This is a genomic window from Brachybacterium sp. EE-P12 (assembly GCF_003711805.1).
GTDB lineage: Bacteria > Actinomycetota > Actinomycetes > Actinomycetales > Dermabacteraceae > Brachybacterium.
The window spans coordinates 684,357-700,954 of the sequence record NZ_QXCP01000004.1 but is presented as its reverse complement, the minus strand read 5'-3'; the positions used below and the strand labels follow the sequence as shown (position 1 = coordinate 700,954).

14 protein-coding genes are annotated in these 16,598 nt (G+C 74.1%); all 14 read right to left on the bottom strand.

The genetic code is table 11. The features are described 5' to 3' along the window. Nucleotides 1-108: 108 nt before the first annotated feature. The 14 genes from D1648_RS06305 to D1648_RS06240 all read right to left on the bottom strand — a co-directional run bounded on the left by D1648_RS06305 (nt 109) and on the right by D1648_RS06240 (nt 16,598). A complete protein-coding gene (locus D1648_RS06305) occupies nt 109-399 on the bottom strand; it encodes a YggT family protein (RefSeq protein ID WP_122939926.1) in 291 nt (96 codons plus the stop codon). A 7-nt stretch (nt 400-406) separates the two neighbouring features. Continuing rightward, the gene (locus D1648_RS06300; RefSeq protein WP_122939925.1) at nt 407-892 is read right to left on the bottom strand and encodes a cell division protein SepF; all 486 of its coding nucleotides are present in this window, start codon (nt 890-892) and stop codon (nt 407-409) included. Between the two features lie 175 nt (nt 893-1,067). Beyond that, nucleotides 1,068-1,838: a peptidoglycan editing factor PgeF gene (gene pgeF / locus D1648_RS06295; protein ID WP_122939924.1), complete on the bottom strand. Its 771-nt coding sequence runs from the start codon at nt 1,836-1,838 to the stop codon at nt 1,068-1,070. Beyond that, a complete protein-coding gene (gene ftsZ, locus D1648_RS06290) occupies nt 1,835-3,166 on the bottom strand; it encodes a cell division protein FtsZ (RefSeq protein WP_122939923.1) in 1,332 nt (443 codons plus the stop codon). Before ftsZ ends, pgeF begins: the two co-directional genes overlap by 4 nt. 260 nt (nt 3,167-3,426) lie before the next feature. Further along, nucleotides 3,427-4,449: a cell division protein FtsQ/DivIB gene (locus D1648_RS06285; RefSeq protein WP_122939922.1), complete on the bottom strand. Its 1,023-nt coding sequence runs from the start codon at nt 4,447-4,449 to the stop codon at nt 3,427-3,429. Next, nucleotides 4,449-5,951, bottom strand: a complete 1,503-nt coding sequence (gene murC, locus D1648_RS06280) for a UDP-N-acetylmuramate--L-alanine ligase (RefSeq protein ID WP_122939921.1) — start codon at nt 5,949-5,951, stop codon at nt 4,449-4,451. The genes D1648_RS06285 and murC overlap by 1 nt, the downstream gene beginning before the upstream one ends. A 34-nt stretch (nt 5,952-5,985) precedes the next feature. Further along, entirely contained in the window at nt 5,986-7,077 is a 1,092-nt protein-coding gene (murG, locus tag D1648_RS06275) for an undecaprenyldiphospho-muramoylpentapeptide beta-N-acetylglucosaminyltransferase (RefSeq protein WP_122939920.1), read from the bottom strand. Then, complete coding sequence (gene ftsW / locus D1648_RS06270) at nt 7,074-8,570, bottom strand: putative lipid II flippase FtsW (protein ID WP_122939919.1); 1,497 nt, start codon at nt 8,568-8,570, stop codon at nt 7,074-7,076. Before ftsW ends, murG begins: the two co-directional genes overlap by 4 nt. Then, nucleotides 8,567-10,084, bottom strand: a complete 1,518-nt coding sequence (gene murD / locus D1648_RS06265) for a UDP-N-acetylmuramoyl-L-alanine--D-glutamate ligase (protein WP_122939918.1) — start codon at nt 10,082-10,084, stop codon at nt 8,567-8,569. The genes ftsW and murD overlap by 4 nt, the downstream gene beginning before the upstream one ends. After that, nucleotides 10,081-11,181 carry a phospho-N-acetylmuramoyl-pentapeptide-transferase gene (mraY, locus tag D1648_RS06260; RefSeq protein WP_122939917.1) on the bottom strand — a complete coding sequence of 367 codons (1,101 nt, stop codon included), beginning with the start codon at nt 11,179-11,181 and terminating at the stop codon, nt 10,081-10,083. Before mraY ends, murD begins: the two co-directional genes overlap by 4 nt. Continuing rightward, on the bottom strand, nt 11,178-12,650 hold the full coding sequence (murF, locus tag D1648_RS06255) for a UDP-N-acetylmuramoyl-tripeptide--D-alanyl-D-alanine ligase (protein WP_122939916.1): 1,473 nt from the start codon (nt 12,648-12,650) through the stop codon (nt 11,178-11,180). Before murF ends, mraY begins: the two co-directional genes overlap by 4 nt. A 2-nt stretch (nt 12,651-12,652) precedes the next feature. Beyond that, nucleotides 12,653-14,257, bottom strand: coding sequence for a UDP-N-acetylmuramoyl-L-alanyl-D-glutamate--2,6-diaminopimelate ligase (locus D1648_RS06250; protein ID WP_241155373.1), 1,605 nt, complete (start codon nt 14,255-14,257; stop codon nt 12,653-12,655). Beyond that, complete coding sequence (locus tag D1648_RS06245) at nt 14,254-16,077, bottom strand: penicillin-binding protein 2 (protein WP_241155372.1); 1,824 nt, start codon at nt 16,075-16,077, stop codon at nt 14,254-14,256. Before D1648_RS06245 ends, D1648_RS06250 begins: the two co-directional genes overlap by 4 nt. 2 nt (nt 16,078-16,079) lie before the next feature. Next, complete coding sequence (locus D1648_RS06240) at nt 16,080-16,598, bottom strand: hypothetical protein (protein WP_122939915.1); 519 nt, start codon at nt 16,596-16,598, stop codon at nt 16,080-16,082.

Genomic DNA, 16,598 nt, shown 5'->3' with positions numbered 1-16,598 from the left:
GGTCACCTTTTCGTCGTTCGTAAGTCGGTGTGCGCGGTGGGGCGCGGTGCGGACAGCCTAGCGGATCGGCGGCGCACCCCTGCCACCGCGCCGGGAGAGCCGCACACCTCACATCGCGAGGCCGGCGAGGATCCGCAGCAGGATCCATCCCACGATCAGGAGGATCATGAGGGAGAGGTCCAGGCTCACCGCGCCCAGCCGCACCGGCGGGATGAGCCGGCGCAGCAGCTTGACCGGGGGGTCCGTCAGCGTGAAGACCACCTCGAAGAGCACCAGCGCCAGGCCGGCGGGCCGGTACTCGCGGGCATAGCCCTGGATCCACTCGAGCACCAGGCGCGCCAGGAGCACGAGCAGGTAGATCAGGAGCGCGAGATAGAGGATCCCGGCGACGAGCTGCACGTCCCGCTCAGCTCTGGTTGTAGAAGCTGCCCTCGTCGGCCGAGGCGTCCCCGTCGACCTGGACGAACTCCGGAGAGAGCAGGAACACCTTGGAGGTGACGCGCTCGATCGTGCCGCGCAGCCCGAAGACGAGCCCGGCGGAGAAGTCGACCATGCGCTTGGCGTCGCCGTCCTGCATGTCCGAGAGGTTCATGATGACGGGCACTCCGTCGCGGAAGGACTCCCCGATGGCCTTGGCGTCGTTGTACGACCGCGGATGGATCGTGGTGATGCGCTGCATCGACTCCTCCACTGCCGGGGCCATCGCGACCACATTGGAATGCTGACGGATCGGGGTCACCTGGGCCTCCCGTTCGGGGGCGGGCTCGGGAGCCCGCTCGGTGCGGCGGGACGGGGCGGGCTCCTCCTGGCGGTACCGCTCGTCCTCGTAATACTCGTCGTCGACCTCGTTGGCGAGGCCGAGTGCGACCATGGCGTTGCGCCAGGTTCCCATGGCAGATCTCCCAGTCGTTGTTCGCGCTGACCTGGGCCCCGGGGAAGCACGGGGAGTGCGCGGGGACCCGTTGTCACGAAAGTACAGCAGGCTGTTCCGCGGCCCGGGGACGTCACCGGCGTGTCGTGCGTGTCGTGGCGCGCCCCGTCGGGGACCCGCGCCGCACAGGTCGGGGTCAGGCCCGGCGCAGCACTCCGGCGAAGCGGCCGGTCCTCGCGCTGCGGCGATAGGAGTAGAAGCGCTCGTCCTCGAGGGTGCAGGGATGCTCGGCGTCGATCGCCTCGGCGGGAAGGCCCGCAGCGCACAGCACGCTCACCGCGCCGGCGCGCAGGTCGAGCGCCGGAGTGCCCCAGCTGGTGGTCGAGGCGGTCCCGGGCAGGCGGCGTGCGGCATCCTCGCGCATCGGCGCCGGCACCTCGTAGCACGCCCCGCAGATCGCGGGGCCGATGCTCGCGGTGGTGTCCTCGGGCCGGGCGCCGAGGCGGGACATCTCGGCGAGGGTCGCCTCGAGCACCCCGTCGAGCAGGCCGCGGCGGCCCGCATGGGAGGCCGCGACGACCCCGGCGACGGGATCGGACAGCAGCACGGGCAGGCAGTCGGCGACCATGATCGCGAGCGCCACGTCAGTGCGGTCGGTGACGATCGCATCGGCGCGCACCACGGGGGCGGGAGCGGGGTCCCCGGACGCGGGGCCCTGTGCGGGCACCTCCTGCGCGGGCAGGACGTGCACGTCGGCGGAGTGGACCTGTTCGACGAAGACCAGCGGGGCGCCGACCTCCGCGGCCAGCAGCGCGCGGTTGCGCTCCACGGCCGTCTCGTCGTCGCCGACGTGGCGGGCGAGGTTCAACCCGGCATGCTCTCCGGTGCTGACACCGCCTGGGCGACCCGTGAACAGGGCACGGGCCCCGCGGATCCGCGGGGCCCGTGCGCTGAGAGGGGTCGTCACTTCAGGAAGGACGGCAGATCGAGGTCGTCGTCGTCCGCCGGGGGCTCCTCGATGTGCGGCGGGCGCGCGGGCTCGGGGGCTCGGGGCGCCGGCTGCGGGGCGACCTGCTGGTCCTGAGCCGCGTCCTCGGAGTCCGCGGCGTCGAGCACCTCGGTCTCGGGCTCGGGGGCGCTGGGCCGCGACGGGGAGAACGCCTGCTGCGGCAGGCCCCAGGCGCCCGGGGAGGTGGCGGTCGCGCCGGTGCCCTGGCCGGAGCGCTGGTCCTGGGCTCCCTGGCGCTGCGGAGCCGACTGGCGCTGCGGCACCGCGGGGCGCGGGGACGTCTGCTCGCTGCGCGCGGCGGGGCGCTGCTGCGGGGTGAGGTCCTGGCGCGGCTGGGGGCCGCCGCCCTCGAAGCCCGCAGCGATCACGGTCACGCGCACCTCGTCGCCGAGGGCGTCGTCGATGACGGAGCCGAAGATGATGTTCGCGTCCGGGTGCGCGGCCTCCTGGACCAGGCGAGCGGCCTCGGAGACCTCGTACAGACCCAGGTCGCTGCCGCCCTGGATCGAGAGCAGCACGCCGTAGGCGCCGTCGATCGAGGCCTCGAGCAGCGGGCTGGAGACCGCGAGCTCGGCGGCCTGCAGGGCACGATCGTCCCCGCGGGCGGAGCCGATGCCCATCAGGGCGCTGCCGGCGCCCTGCATGACGGACTTCACGTCGGCGAAGTCGAGGTTGATCAGGCCCGGCGTGGTGATGAGGTCCGTGATGCCCTGGACGCCGGAGAGGAGGACCTGGTCCGCGCTCTTGAAGGCGTCGAGCATCGAGACCTGCTTGTCCGCGATGGAGAGCAGGCGGTCGTTGGGGATGACGATGAGGGTGTCGACCTCGGCCTGGAGGGCGGCGATGCCGGACTCGGCCTGGGTGGAGCGGCGGCGGCCCTCGAAGGTGAAGGGGCGGGTGACCACGCCGATGGTCAGCGCGCCGAGGCTGCGGGCGATCTTGGCGACCACGGGCGCGCCGCCGGTGCCGGTGCCGCCGCCCTCGCCGGCGGTCACGAAGACCATGTCGGCCCCGCGCAGGACCTCCTCGATCTCCTCGGCGTGGTCCTCGGCGGCCTTCTTGCCGACCTCGGGATCGGCGCCGGCTCCGAGACCGCGGGTGATCTCCTTGCCGACGTCGAGCTTGACGTCCGCGTCGGACATGAGGAGTGCCTGGGCGTCGGTGTTGATCGCGATGAACTCGACGCCCTTGAGCCCGGACTCGATCATGCGGTTGACGGCGTTGACACCTCCACCGCCGACGCCGACGACCTTGATGACTGCGAGGGAGATCTGGGTTCCGGCCACGTTTGGTCCTTGCTCTTGGCTCTTGTCGGTCTTCCTGGGAGAGGGGCCTGCGTCGCGCCTGGTCGCGACCTCTCCGAAACCCTCGACCTCTACTTGAGGTTCGGACTTCGGGGCGCCTCTCCTTTCCCTCGACGCTAAGGACGAGCGCACCTGCACGCAAACACCGAGCGCGCGTGTCGGCCGCGAGGTGGGGCGAGATCACCGCGATGCGGTGCCGGCGGTGCAGTTCGGGCGGGACCCGGCGGGTGCACCGGCCCGGTTCAGCGGGTGACGGGGGCGACCGGGGAGGAGACGTCGATGACCGAGCCGGGCTGGTCCAGGAGGGCCTGGACGACGTCGCCCTTGAGCTCGGCGTCGCGGGAGTCGCCCCAGACGACGGTCTTGGTGCCGCCGTCCTCGAGGGACAGCTCGAGGGTGACGTCGCTGGCGCTGGAGGCGGTGATCTCCTGGGTCGCGCCGCGCAGCGGATCGGGCAGGGTCGCGAGGACCTCGGTCATCGTCGCGGCCGCGCCGTCGGGGTCCGCGGCACCGCCCTCGACGCTCAGGGGCACGAGGGTCGCTCCCTCGGCGGCCTCGGCCGGCAGCTCCTCCCCCGCGGCGTCGACCACGGCGGTGCTGCCGTCGGCGCGGGTGAGCTGGCCGACCGGGTCCGCCTCGGTGACGGTGACGGTCATGCCGTCGGGCCAGTCGCGCTCGACCTCGGCGGAGGAGACACCGGGCACCTCGGAGGCTTCGGCGGCGATCCGGGAGGCGGGCAGCAGCAGCACGCTGTCCCCGGTGTGGCCGGCGACGGCCTCGCGCACGGCGTCCTCGGAGACGTAGCCGGTGCCGGCGACGGCGATCTCGCGGACCTGCAGCGCGGGCACCATGACGGCGGCGGCCAGTCCTGCGACGAGGACGAGCGCGCCGACGGCGATCGTGGCGAGGATCGCCCGGCGGCGTCGGCGCCAGGGGCGTCCGGCCACGAGCTCGCGGAAGCGGTCCGCGGCCTGGACGACGCGTCCGCCGCCGTGCTCCTCCTGCGCGGGCGCAGAGGATCGGGCCGGGGCCGGGGTCTCGGAGGGCGGTGCCGGCCGGCCGAGGGAGCGTCCCCTCCCCCGCGCCGTGCCGCGCTCCGGGGAGGAGGCGGGTGCCGGGGACGGCGAGGCGGCGGAGTGCGCGGTCCGGGACGACGGCGCCGACGGGGCGGAGCCCGCGGAGCGGGAGGGCTGGACGGTGCGGCGCGGCGCGGCCGGACGGACCGAGCCCGGTCGGGGGCGGGGCGTGCTCGGGCGGCGTGCCATCAGGCCTGTCCCCTCGCCGCCGCGTCGAGCGCCTCGAGCAGTGCGGGGGTGGTCTCGACGACGTCCCCGGCGCCGAGCATCAGCACGAGGTCGCCGGGCCGTGCCGCGGCGGGCACCAGGGCGAGGACCTGACCGGCCTCGTCCAACGGGGTCAGCTCTGCGCGGGCGAGGTCGGTGATGGTGCGGGCGGTCGTGGTCGGGTCGGGGTCCTCGCGGGCCGCGTAGACCGGCATCACCCAGGCGACGTCCGCCGCGTCCAGGGCCCGGGCGAAGTCGGCGGCGAAGCTCCGGGTGCGGGAGAAGAGGTGGGGCTGGAACACGGCGAGCACGCGGCCGGGCGTCTCCTGCGCCTGGACGATGCCGCGGGCGGCGGCGATCGTGGCGGCGACCTCGCGGGGGTGGTGGGCGTAGTCGTCCACGACGGTCACGCCGCCGACGGTGCCGGCCACGTCGAAGCGGCGGGAGGCGCCGGTGAAGGTGCCGAGCCCCGCGGCGAGGCGGGTGGGCTCCAGCGTCCGGTCCGCGGCGGCGGTCGCGGCGAGCGCGCCGAGGGCGTTGAGGACGTTGTGGTGGCCGGTGACGGCCAGGTCGAGCTCGAGCGGCCCGTCGGGGCCGTGCACCTCGACCTCGGCGCCGCGGGCGCCGCTCCGCTCGGCGTGCAGCGCCCAGTCCTCGGCGGGCTCGGAGCCGTAGCCCTGGACGTCCAGCCCGCGGGCGCGTGCACGTTCGCCGAGGGCGGTCGCTCCGGGATCGTCGGTGCACACCACGAGGGTGCCGCCGGGGGCGAGCCGGTCCACGAAGGCGTCGAAGGCGGCGGTGAGCGTCTCGGCGTCGCCGTGGAAGTCGAGGTGGTCGGGCTCGAGGTTGGTGACCACGATCGCGCGCGGGGAGAAGGCGAGGAAGGAACCGTCGGACTCGTCGGCCTCGACCACCGCGAGACCGCCGGGGCCGCTGCCGCCGGGCTCGGCGCCGAAGCCCGCGTTCCGGCCGAGGTCCGGCACGGCGGCGCCGAGCGCCCAGGCGGGATCCAGGCCGGCACCGCGCAGGGCGCTGACGGCCATGCCGGTGGTGGTGGTCTTGCCGTGCGTGCCGGCGACGGCGATCAGCTCCCGCTCGCGCAGCAGCCCCGCGAGCGCTGCGGCGCGGTGGATGACGGGGATCCCGCGCTCGCGGGCGGCGAGCACCTCCGGGTTGTCGGCGCGCACCGCGGTCGAGACGATCACCAGGTCGCAGTCCTCGGCCAGCAGCGCGGCGTCGAAGCCGATGCCGATGCGGGCGCCGGCCTCGCGCAGCGGAGCGATGAACTGGCCGTCCTGGGAGTCGGAGCCGCTCACGGAGAGGCCCGCCTCGAGGGCGAGGCGGGCCACGGCGCTCATGCCGGCGCCGCCGATCCGCACCACGTGGACGGAGCGGACGCCCTGCTCCGTCGGCCAGTCCCGCCGGGTGATCACGTCGCCGGGGCGCAGGATCGTGCGGGGTGCGGGGCCGTGGGCGTCAGTCATGGGGTCACGGTATCCGGGGCTCGTCGCTGCCGGGTCAGGCTCGGCGTGCGACGCCGATCACGACGTCGGCCATCTGCTCGGCCGCGTCGCTGATGCCGAACACGCGCGCCGCCTCGGCCATCGCATCGCGGCGGCCGTCGTCCAGCAGCAGCGGGAGCACGTCGGCGCGCAGCCGCTCTGCGTCGATCTCGCCGTCGGGGATCATGAGCGCGCCGCCGGCGGCGACGACCTCCTCGCCGTTCAGCGCCTGCTCGCCGTTGCCGATGGGGAGCGGGACCAGCACGGCGGGCAGGCCCACGGCCGTCAGCTCGCACACGGTGCCGGCACCGGAGCGGGTCAGGGCGAGGTCCGCGGCGGCGTAGGCGTCCTCCATCGCGGAGACGTACTCGAGGACGCGGTAGCCCTCGCGCTCGTCGAGCCCCTCGGCCTTGCCGCGGCCCGTGACGTGGAGGATCTGCGCGCCGGCGGCGAGGAAGTCCGCCGCCGCCTCGCTCACGGCGGCGTTCAGCCGCTGGGCGCCGAGGGAGCCGCCCGTGGCGAGCAGCACGGGGCGGGCGGGGTCCAGGCCGAGCGCGGTGACGGCCTCCTCGCGGCGGGCGGCACGATCCAGGTGCGCGATCGCCTCCCGCATCGGCATGCCGATGCGCCGGGCCCCGGGGAGGGAGGAGCCCCCGAAGGCGGTGAGCACGGCGGCGGCGCGGCGGGCGCCGAGACGGTTGGCCAGGCCCGGGCGGCGGTTCGCCTCGTGGATCACCACGGGCAGTCGCTGTGACGCGGCGGCGAGATAGGCGGGCGGGCAGACGTAGCCGCCGAAGCCGGCGACCACGTCGATCTCGCGCTCGCGCAGGAGGGTGCGGACGCGACGCAGCGTCCCGGCGAAGCGGCCGGGGAAGCGCACGGCGGCGCCGCCCGGCCGGCGGGGGAAGGGCACCTTCTCGATGGTGACGAGCTCGAAGCCCGCCGCGGGCACGAGATCGGCCTCGAGCCCCTCCGCGGTGCCGAGCACGAGCACCTCCGCCTCGGGGCTCCGGCGACGGATCTGCGCGGCGGTGGCCAGCAGCGGGGAGACGTGCCCGGCGCTGCCGCCGCCGGCCAGGAGGATGCGGGGCGGGGCGGTGGCGGTCATCGGATCCTCCGGGAGGTGCGGTCGGCGCCCCGTCGGCTGCGCGGGGCGGAGGTGGTCGGGGCGGCGCGGGCGGCGGACTTCTTCGCGCCCTTCGCGCCCTTCCCGCGGCGGGAGCGCCGCGGGCCTCGGGTGCCGGTCGCCGCGCCGGCCTCGCGCGGGGCGGGGCGGATGCTCACCGAGCGGCGCACGGCGCCGAAGCGGGCGCTGATCGCCTCGGCCGCGCCGGGCTCGCGGCGGGCGAAGGACAGCAGGATGCCGAGGGCGGTCATCGAGGCGAGCAGTGCCGAGCCGCCCGAGGAGATGAACGGCAGCGGCACGCCGATGACGGGCAGCAGACCGGTGACCACCATCATGTTCACGAAGGCCTGTCCGAGGATCCAGGCGCAGATCCCGGCGACGGTGATCTGCATGAAATGGTCGTCGTCCAGGCGGGTGATCATGCGGAAGAGCAGCAGGGCGAGGACCGTGAACAGCACGAGCACGCCGAGCGTGCCGATCAGGCCGAGCTCCTCGCCGATGATGGCGAAGATGTAGTCGTCCTCGGCGGCGGGCAGGCGGCCCCACTTCTGCGCGGACTGGCCCAGCCCCTTGCCCCACCAGCCGCCCTCGGCCAGGCCCATCAGTCCCTGGTCGCTCTGGTAGCAGGAGTCGCCCTCGCAGATACCGTGCATCCAGTTCGAGATGCGGGCCATGCGGTTGGAGCTGGTGACGGTGAGGGCGAGGATGCCGACCAGGCCCGCGATCCCGGCGGCGACGAACCAGCGGCGCGGGATCCCGGAGACCCACACGGCGCCGGCCACGAGCATCGCCATGATCATCATGGTGCCGAGGTCGTGGCCGAGGACCACGAGCCCGAGGGCGAGGAGCACCCCGGGCACGAGCGGGAACAGCAGGTGCCCGGTGCGGTGCAGGAGCGGACGCTTCGCGGCCAGCAGCGCGCCGAGCCACACGGCGAGGGCGAGCTTGAGGAACTCCGAGGGCTGGAGGGTCTGCCCGGCCACCAGGATCCAGTTCCGGTTGCCGTCCACGGCGATGCCCAGCCCGGGCACGAACACCAGGCACTGCAGCGCGAGGCCCAGGCCGAACAGCGGCCAGGCGGCGCGCCGGTAGAAGTGCGGCGGGAGCAGGGCGGCGACGATCAGCAGCACGATCCCGATGCCCACGAAGGTGCCCTGACGGAACAGGCCGGCGAAGCCGGAGTTGCCGCGGGAGATGTTCAGCACCGCGGAGGAGGACAGCACCATCACGAGCCCGATCCCGATCAGCAGCGCGCCGACGACGAGGATGCCGTAGAAGTCCAGCGCCGGAGAGCGCAGCCAGCCGCCGACGCCCTCGCGGACGCGGCCGGAGATGTTGCCCAGCGGCTGGTCCTCGTCGGGCCGGACGACGGAGGTGGAGCGGCCCCCGGGGCGGGGGCCGGAGCTCTGCGCGGGCGTCGCGCGGCGATGGTCGGTGCCGCGGCGGCTGCCGCGCCGGGTCTCCTCCATCGTCATGCGTGCACTCCTGGCAGTCGGGTCACGGCCGCGGCGAACAGATCCCCCCGTTCCGCGTAGTCACGGAACTGGTCGATGGAGGCGGCGGCCGGTGCCAGGAGCACCACGTCCCCTGCCGCGGCGAGGGAGCGGGCTGCCTGCACCGCGTCCTCCATCAGCCGGGTGCGTGCGGCGACGTCGCCAGTCTCGCCCGGATCGATGCGCCGGACGGGGACCTCGGGCGCGTGTCGGGCGAGCGCCTCGCTGAAGGGCGTCGGGTCCAGGCCCAGCAGGACCACGCCCACGAGGCGCTCCGCGGCGGCGGCGACCAGCGGGTCGAGGTCCGCGCCCTTGACGTCGCCGCCGGCGATCCACACCACCCGCTCGGCGGCCTGGAGGGAAGCCGCCGCGGCGGCCGGGTTGGTGGCCTTGGTGTCGTCGACGAAGTCGATCCCGTCCACGCTCGCGAGGTGCTGGGCGCGGTGGGCGCCCATCCGGTAGGCGCGCAGGCCGTCGCGCACCGCGTGGGCGGGGACGCCGTGGGCGCGGGCGAGCGCGGCGGCGGCGAGGGCGTCCAGGAGCACGTGCGGCCCGGCGCCCTGCGGGCCCAGGTGCGCGAGGTCGGCGAGGGTCGCGAGCTCGGCGGCGGAGGTGCGCCGCCCGGGGTGGAAGGCGCGGTCGACGAGGATGTCGTCGATGATCCCGAGCTCGGACAGGCCCGGCGCGCCGAGGGTGATGCCGACGGCGCGGGCGCCCTCGACGACGTCGGCGTCCTCGACCAGGCGCAGGGTGGTGGGATCGGCGACGTTGTAGACGCAGGCGGTGCGCACGCCCTCGAAGATGCGGCCCTTCGCGCGGGCGTACTCCTCGGCGCCGCCGTGCCAGTCGAGGTGGTCGGCGCTGACGTTGAGCACGACCGCCGCCTCGCAGTCCAGGTGCTCGGTCCAGTGCAGCTGGAAGCTGGACAACTCCAGCGCCAGCACGTCGAAGCCCTCGGGGTCCAGGGCCGCCTCGATGACGGGCAGGCCCACGTTGCCGCAGGCGACGGCGCGCAGCCCGGCGTGGCGGAGGATCGACTCGAGCATGGTCACGGCGGTGGTCTTGCCGTTGGTGCCGGTGATGCCGAGCCAGGCGGGGCCGTCGGCGGACTGCATGCGGCGGGCCAGCTCGATCTCGCTCCACACCGGGACGCCGCGGGCGGCCGCGGCGGCGAGCAGCGGCTGGTCGGGGCGCCAGCCGGGAGAGGTGACGACGAGGTCGATCTCGCGGTCCCGGGGCAGGTCGCGGGTGTGCTCGGCGCCGAGGCGCACCTCGACCCCGAGCACCTCGAGGATCTCGGCGCGCTCGCGCAGCGCGGGGGTGTCGGCCCCGTCCACGACGAGCACGCGGGCGCCGCGCTGCATGGTCTGGTCGGCGATCGCGTAGCCGGAGACGCCGAAGCCGGTGACGAGGATCCGCAGCCCGGCGACGTCCATCCCCGGCCAGGGGCGGTCCTCGGCGGGGCGCGGCGCGGGCGTGTCCGCGGGGGCGGTCATGAGGTGATCCTCGGCAGCGCGTCGAGGTAGAACAGGCCCAGCCCCACCCCGGCGAGGATGCCGGCGACGATCCAGAAGCGGACCACGATGGTGACCTCGTTCCAGCCCTTGAGCTCGAAGTGGTGCTGCAGCGGCGCCATGCGGAACACGCGCTTGCCGGTGATCTTGAAGCTGGTGACCTGGATGATCACGGACAGGGAGATGACCACGAACAGCCCGCCGATGATCGCGCCGAGCAGCTCGGTGCGGGTGACGATGGTCAGGCCCGCGATGCCGCCGCCGAGGGCGAGGGAGCCGGTGTCACCCATGAAGATCTTCGCGGGCGAGGTGTTCCACCACAGGAAGCCGACGCAGGCGCCGATGATCGCGGCGCACAGCACGGCGACGTCCAGCGGATCACGGGTGTCGTAGCAGTGCACGAGCCCGCCGGCGCCGAGGTCGACGTTGCACACCTGACGCCACTGCCAGAAGCTGATGATCAGATACGCGGCGGTGAACAGGATCGTCGCGCCGCTGGCGAGGCCGTCCAGCCCGTCGGTGAGGTTCACGCCGTTGGACCAGGCGGCGACGAGGAAGTTCGCCCAGATCGCGAAGAGCAGGAAGCCGACGATCGAGCCGAGGAAGGCGAGGTCGAGCCACGGCACGTCCCGCACGAAGGAGATGTGCGTGGAGGCGGGCGAGTGGCCGTTCTCGTCGGGGAAGAGCAGGGCGAGCACGGCGAAGCCGGTCGCGACCACGAACTGGCCCACGAGCTTGTAGCGGGGGCGCAGCCCCGTGGAGTCCTGCTGGGAGATCTTCAGGTAGTCGTCGAGGAAGCCGACGACCCCGAGGCCGACCATCAGGAAGAGCACCAGTACCACGGAGACGCTCGGCGCGGTCCACAGCACCAGATGGGTGAGGAAGTAGGCCAGCAGCACGGCGAGGATGATCGCGACGCCGCCCATGGTGGGGGTGCCGCGCTTGGTCGCGTGGCTGGTGGGGCCGTCGTCGCGCACGAACTGGCCGTAGCCGCGGCGCTCGAGCACCTTGATGAACACCGGGGTGCCGAAGATGGACATGGCCAGGGCGAGGGCCCCTGCGATGATGATCGCGATCATGCATCGTCTCCCGTCTGGTCGGTCCCGGCGCTCGCGCCGCGGCGGTCGAGGTGCTCCACGAGGGGCTGGGCGAGCCAGCGCAGGCCCGCGTCGCGCGAGGACTTCAGCAGCACCGCGTCACCGGGGCGCACCGTCCGTTCCAGCACGGCGAGCGCCTCGTCCACGGTGTCGACGTGCTCCGACTCCCCGCCGAAGCTGCCCTCGAGGCTCGCGCCGTGGTGGATGGGCGCGGCACCGTCCCCGACCACGTAGAGCTGGGAGATGTTCAGACGCACCGCGAGGCGGCCGATCTCGTCGTGCAGGCGCACCGCGTCGGGGCCGAGCTCGAGCATCTCGCCGAGCACCGCGATGGTGCGGTGGGTGCGGCCGAGGTGGGCGAGGGTCTTCAGCGCCTGCTTCATCGAGTCGGGGTTGGCGTTGTAGGCGTCGTTGATCACGAGCGCGCCGGCGGCGCGGTGGACCTCCATCCGGTGGCCGGAGGCGAGGGTCGCGCCCTCGAGGGCGGCGCAGGCTGCGGCCGAGTCGACGCCGGCGACGAGCGCGGCGGTGAGGGCGGCCAGCACGTTCGCGGCCTGGTGCTCGCCGAGCAGGTCCGGGCGCACGGGGAAGCGTCCGGCCGTCACGGCGGCGCCGCGCAGCGTCACGAGCCCCTCGGGCAGGACGAGGTCGAAGGCGACGCGGGCCTGGTCGTCGAGGGTCAGCTCCGCGCCGCGCACGGCGCCCTCGTGGAAGCCCCAGGTGAGGACCGGGGCGGCGGAGCGCTCGGCCATCGCGGCGACCAGGCGGTCCTCCGCGTTGAGGATCGCGCGGCCTTCGGGGGCGAGGGCCTCGACGAGCTCGCCCTTCGCGCGTGCGATCGCCTCGACGCTCCCGAACTCGCCGAGGTGGGCGGAGCCGACGTTCAGCACGACGGAGATGTCGGGGCGGGCGATCGTCGTGAGCCGGGCGATGTGGCCGATGCCGCGCGCGCCCATCTCGAGCACGAGGAAGCGGGTCTCGGGGGTCAGGCGCAGCACCGTCAGCGGCAGGCCGAGCTCGTTGTTGAAGGTGCCGGCGGGGGCGATGGTCTCCCCCGCGGTGGAGAGGATCGTGCCCAGGAGGTCCTTGGTGCCGGTCTTGCCGGCGCTGCCGGTCACGGCGAGGACGACGAGCTCGGGGTGCTCGACGCGGGCGCGCTCGAGCTGGGCGCGGGCGAGGGTGGAGAGCGCCTCGAGGACGTCCGGGACGCGCACGGCGGGCGTGCCGCGGTCCTCGGTCACCAGCGCGGCGCTCGCCCCGGCGGTGCGGGCGGCCTCGAGGTAGTCGTGCCCGTCGACGTGCTCGCCGTGGAAGGCGGCGAAGAGGTCGCCGGGCGTCACCTCGCGGGAGTCGATGCGCGCGGTGCCGGTGACCTGCTCGTCACCGGTGGCGCCGCCCACGAGCGTGCCGCCGGTGATCTCGGCGATCTCCCGTGTCGTGATCTGGAGCATGCTCAGCGTCCTTCGTCCATGTCGTCGGCATCGACCCGCCCAGGCGCGGTCCCGGTCGCATCCAGCGCGTCGCGCAGCCGGAGGCGATCGTCGAACGGATGGACGATACCGCCGATCTGCTGGCCCGTCTCGGCGCCCTTGCCCGCCACCAGGATGGTGTCGGACACGTCGGCCAGGGAGGCGGCCAGCGCGATCGCGTCGCCGCGCCCGTCCGTCTCGTGGACCTGCGCGTTCGTGGTCTCGGGGATGCCGGCGAGGACCTCGGCGCGGATCGCCGCGGGGTCCTCGCTGCGAGGGTTGTCGTCCGTGACGATCACCACGTCGGCCAGGCGTGCGGCGACCTCGCCCATGCGGGGGCGCTTGGTCCGGTCGCGGTCCCCGCCGGCGCCCATGACGACCAGGAGCCGACGCGTGCCGGGCACGGCGCGGAGCGTGGTCAGGGCCTGCTCGAGGGCGTCGGGAGTGTGGGAGTAGTCCACGATCCCGCGCACGGGGGCGTCGGCGACGAGCTCCATCCGGCCGGGCACGATGCCCTCGGTCGCCAGGGCGTGCGTCACCTCGGGGCCGTGGTGCCCGATCGCGGCGAGCACGAGCTCGGCGGCGAGGGTGTTGGCGACGTAGTGGCGGCCGGGCAGGGCCGCGTGCAGGATGCGCTCCCCCTCGGGGCCGGCCACGGTGAGGGTGCTGCCGTAGCCCTCGGTGCGGGTGGCGACCACGCGGTGGTCGGCCTCGACATCGGGGAGGCTCGCGTAGGTGGTCACGGGGACCGTCGCCTCGCGGGCGAGGCGACGGCCCCACTCGTCGTCGACGCAGACTATGCCGCGCCGGGCGTGGTCGGGGGTGAACAGCCGGCGCTTCGCCCGGTAGTACTCCTCCATCGTGCCGTGGAAGTCGAGGTGGTCCTGGGTGAGGTTCGTGAAGCAGGCGACGTCGACCACGACCTCGTCGGCCCGGTGCAGCACGAGCGCGTGGCTGGAGACCTCCATGGAGGCGACGGCGACCCCGTCCTCCGCCATGCGGGCGAGGATCCCGTGCAGCTCGGGCGCCTCGGGGGTGGTGCGCACGGTCGCGATCGCGTGGTCGGCGCCGCGCGCATCGCGGTAGCTGGTGCCGCTGGTGCCGACGACCCCGGCGGGGACGTCGAGGGCGAGAAGGGTGCGGGTGACCGCGGTGGTGATCGAGGTCTTGCCGTTGGTGCCGGTGACCCCGATGGTCGCGAGGCGCTCGGCAGGCCGTCCCTGGACGATCGCGGCGGCTGTCGCGGTCGCCGCGCGCGGGTCGGGGACGACCAGGGTCGGCAGCCCGGCGTCCTCGCAGCGCTCGCGGCCGGCCGGGTCGGTCAGGGCGAGGGCGGCACCGAGGCTCGCGGCCTGGGAGGCGAACTGGGCGCCGTGGGCGCTCGCGCCGGGCAGGGCGCACCACAGGTCACCGGGCGCCACGGAGCGGGAGTCGAGGGTGACCCCGGTCAGGCGCAGCGCCGCGAGCTCGCCGGCGGGCGGCGCGGCGCCGATCGCCGCGGCGATCTCCGCCGCCGCCGCGCCGTGCGGTCGGCGCGGGCGGGCAGGCTCGGGCAGGGGGACGGGGGTGTCGGTCACGTCGATGCTCACCACTCGTTCTCGAGCTGTCGGCCGGGCTGCCCGGTCGGGGCGATGCCCTGGTTCTGGAGAGCGAAGGTGGTCAGCTCCGAGAACGCCGGGGCTGCGGCCCTGGACCCGGAGATGAAGGTGTCCAAGCCGAAGAGGAACACGCCCACGACGATCCCGGGATCGTCCGCGGGGGCGAAGCCGATGAAGGAGGCCGTGTAGGTGCCGTCGGGGACCTGGGCGGTGCCGGTCTTGCCCGCGATCGCGTAGCCGGGGACCGCGGCGCTCGAGGTCTCGTCGTCCACGGCGTTGTCCATCAGCAGCTGCATGGTCTCGGCCGTCTCGCTGGAGACGACGCGGGTGCGCTCGGGCTCGCCGAGGGGGCGCACCGAGCCGTCGTCCTCGCGGACCCCGGAGATCAGCGAGGGCTGGACCCGCACGCCGTCGTTCGCGAAGGTCCCGACGGCGGAGACCATCTGCAGGGCGTTGACGCTGTAGCCCTGCCCGAAGGAGGTCGTGTAGCGGGTGCGGCCGGTCCACTCCGAGGCGGGGTGGACGATGCCCGCGGACTCGCCGGGCAGCTCGACGCCGGTCTTCTGCCCCAGGCCGAAGGCGAGGAGGTAGTCGTGGCGCACCTCGGGGCTGAGGGTCTCGGAGATCTGCACGGTGCCGACGTTGGAGCTGTTCTTCAGCACCCCGGCGAGGGTGAGCCGCTGATCGGGGTGGCTGTGGGAGTCCTTGATGCGCTCGCCCTCGAAGTACATCTCGTAGGGCACCTCGTACTCGGACTCGGGGGTGACCTTCCCTTCCTCGATCGCGGCGGCGATCGTGAAGAGCTTTCCGGTCGAGCCCGGCTCGAAGACGCTCGAGATCGAGCGGTTGCCGAGGTCCTCGGCGTCCGCCTCTCCGGGAGAGTTCGGGTCGTAGGTGGGGTACTCGGCCAGGGCCAGTACCTCGCCGGTGCTGGGCTTGTAGGCCACGGCGCTGCCGCCGGTGGCACCCCACTGCTCGACGGAGCTGGCGATGACCTGCTGCGCCTTCCACTGCAGGTCCCGGTCCAGGGTGAGGACCACGTCGCTGCCGTCGACGGCCGGGGTGGTCTCCTGCTTGCCGGTGGGGATGATCTGGCCCTGGGCGCCGCGCTCGTAGGTGGTCTTGCCGTCGGTGCCGGCCAGCTCGTCGTCGAAGGAGAGCTCGGTGCCGGCCAGGGCCTCGCCGCCGTCGCCGACGAAGCCGAGCACGTTCCCGGCGACGGAGCCTGCCGGGTAGATCCGCTCGGCGACCGGGTCCGCGCCGATGCCGGGGATGCCCAGGCCGATGGCGGCGTCGCGCACGGCAGGCTCCACGTTCTTGCGCAGGTAGGAGAAGCCGGCGTCGCCCGTGAGCGCCTCCTCCGTGTCGCTGACGCTCCAGCCGAGCACGGGGGCGAGCTCCTTCGCCGCGGCCTTCACGCCAGTGACCTCGGCGGTCTTCGAGTTCTGCAGGTACTCGTCGACCTGGGTCTGGTTCACCCACAGGTCGTAGCGCTGCACGGAGCTCGCGAGCACCGTGCCGTCGCGATCGGTGATGTCCCCGCGCAGGGCGTGGATCGGGCGGGTCACGGTGCGCTGGTCGACAGCCTCCTGGGCACGGGCGCTCGCGTCCAGCCCCTGCACCCACACGAGCCGACCGGAGAGGGCGAGCACGGCGACCAGGACCAGGCTGATCAGCAGGCGGTGGCGGGTGGCGGGCTCCCCCACCCGTGCCCGCGGGATGCGGAGGGCAGCGCCGGCGGGGCGCGGACGACGAGCACCTCCCGCAGAGCGGGAGGTGCTGGACCGGCCGTTCCTGCGCGGTGGTGTCATGCTCAGGCCCCTTCGTTGCCCATGCCGTGGTACTCGGTGGGCTCGTCGTAGATCTGCGCCGGCGGGACGGCGTCCTCTGCGGGCACCTCCGCCAGCTCCGGCGTGCCCCCAGTCTGCTCCGCCGGGGACGTCTCGCCGATGATCTCGCCCGTGTCGAGGTCGATGTATGCCGGATCCGACACCGGGACCATGCCGATCTCGCGGGCCTGGCGCTCGAGCTCCTGCGGGGTGCCCAGGCGCTGGTCGGTCTCGGCGAGGCCCTGGCTCTCCTCGGTCAGGCGCTGCGACTGGCCCTGGAGGCGGGTGATCTCGTAGCTCGCATCGGACATCTGGATGTTCAGGTAGAGCAGCGCCGAGAGTGTCGCGACGACGATGAGTGTGCACAGGAGCGTGAACGGCATCGTGCTGCCGCCGGTCCGCGGGGCGGAGACGACGGTGAGCCGGGGACGGGCGGCCTGTGCGGCGCGTGCTCCGCGGGCAGGGCGGATCGCGGGCGCGTGGACTGCTGACGTGCTGGCCAT

Excerpts from the sequence above, each read along its gene's own strand:
- D1648_RS06300 (WP_122939925.1), bottom strand. The coding sequence starts at position 892 with ATGGGAACCTGGCGCAACGCCATGGTCGCACTCGGCCTCGCCAACGAG.
- D1648_RS06285 (WP_122939922.1), bottom strand. The coding sequence starts at position 4,449 with ATGGCACGCCGCCCGAGCACGCCCCGCCCCCGACCGGGCTCGGTCCGT.
- murC (WP_122939921.1), bottom strand. The coding sequence starts at position 5,951 with ATGACTGACGCCCACGGCCCCGCACCCCGCACGATCCTGCGCCCCGGC.
- murG (WP_122939920.1), bottom strand. The coding sequence starts at position 7,077 with ATGACCGCCACCGCCCCGCCCCGCATCCTCCTGGCCGGCGGCGGCAGC.
- ftsW (WP_122939919.1), bottom strand. The coding sequence starts at position 8,570 with ATGACGATGGAGGAGACCCGGCGCGGCAGCCGCCGCGGCACCGACCAT.
- murD (WP_122939918.1), bottom strand. The coding sequence starts at position 10,084 with ATGACCGCCCCCGCGGACACGCCCGCGCCGCGCCCCGCCGAGGACCGC.
- mraY (WP_122939917.1), bottom strand. The coding sequence starts at position 11,181 with ATGATCGCGATCATCATCGCAGGGGCCCTCGCCCTGGCCATGTCCATC.
- murF (WP_122939916.1), bottom strand. The coding sequence starts at position 12,650 with ATGCTCCAGATCACGACACGGGAGATCGCCGAGATCACCGGCGGCACG.
- D1648_RS06245 (WP_241155372.1), bottom strand. The coding sequence starts at position 16,077 with ATGACACCACCGCGCAGGAACGGCCGGTCCAGCACCTCCCGCTCTGCG.
- D1648_RS06240 (WP_122939915.1), bottom strand. The coding sequence starts at position 16,598 with ATGGCCAGCACGTCAGCAGTCCACGCGCCCGCGATCCGCCCTGCCCGC.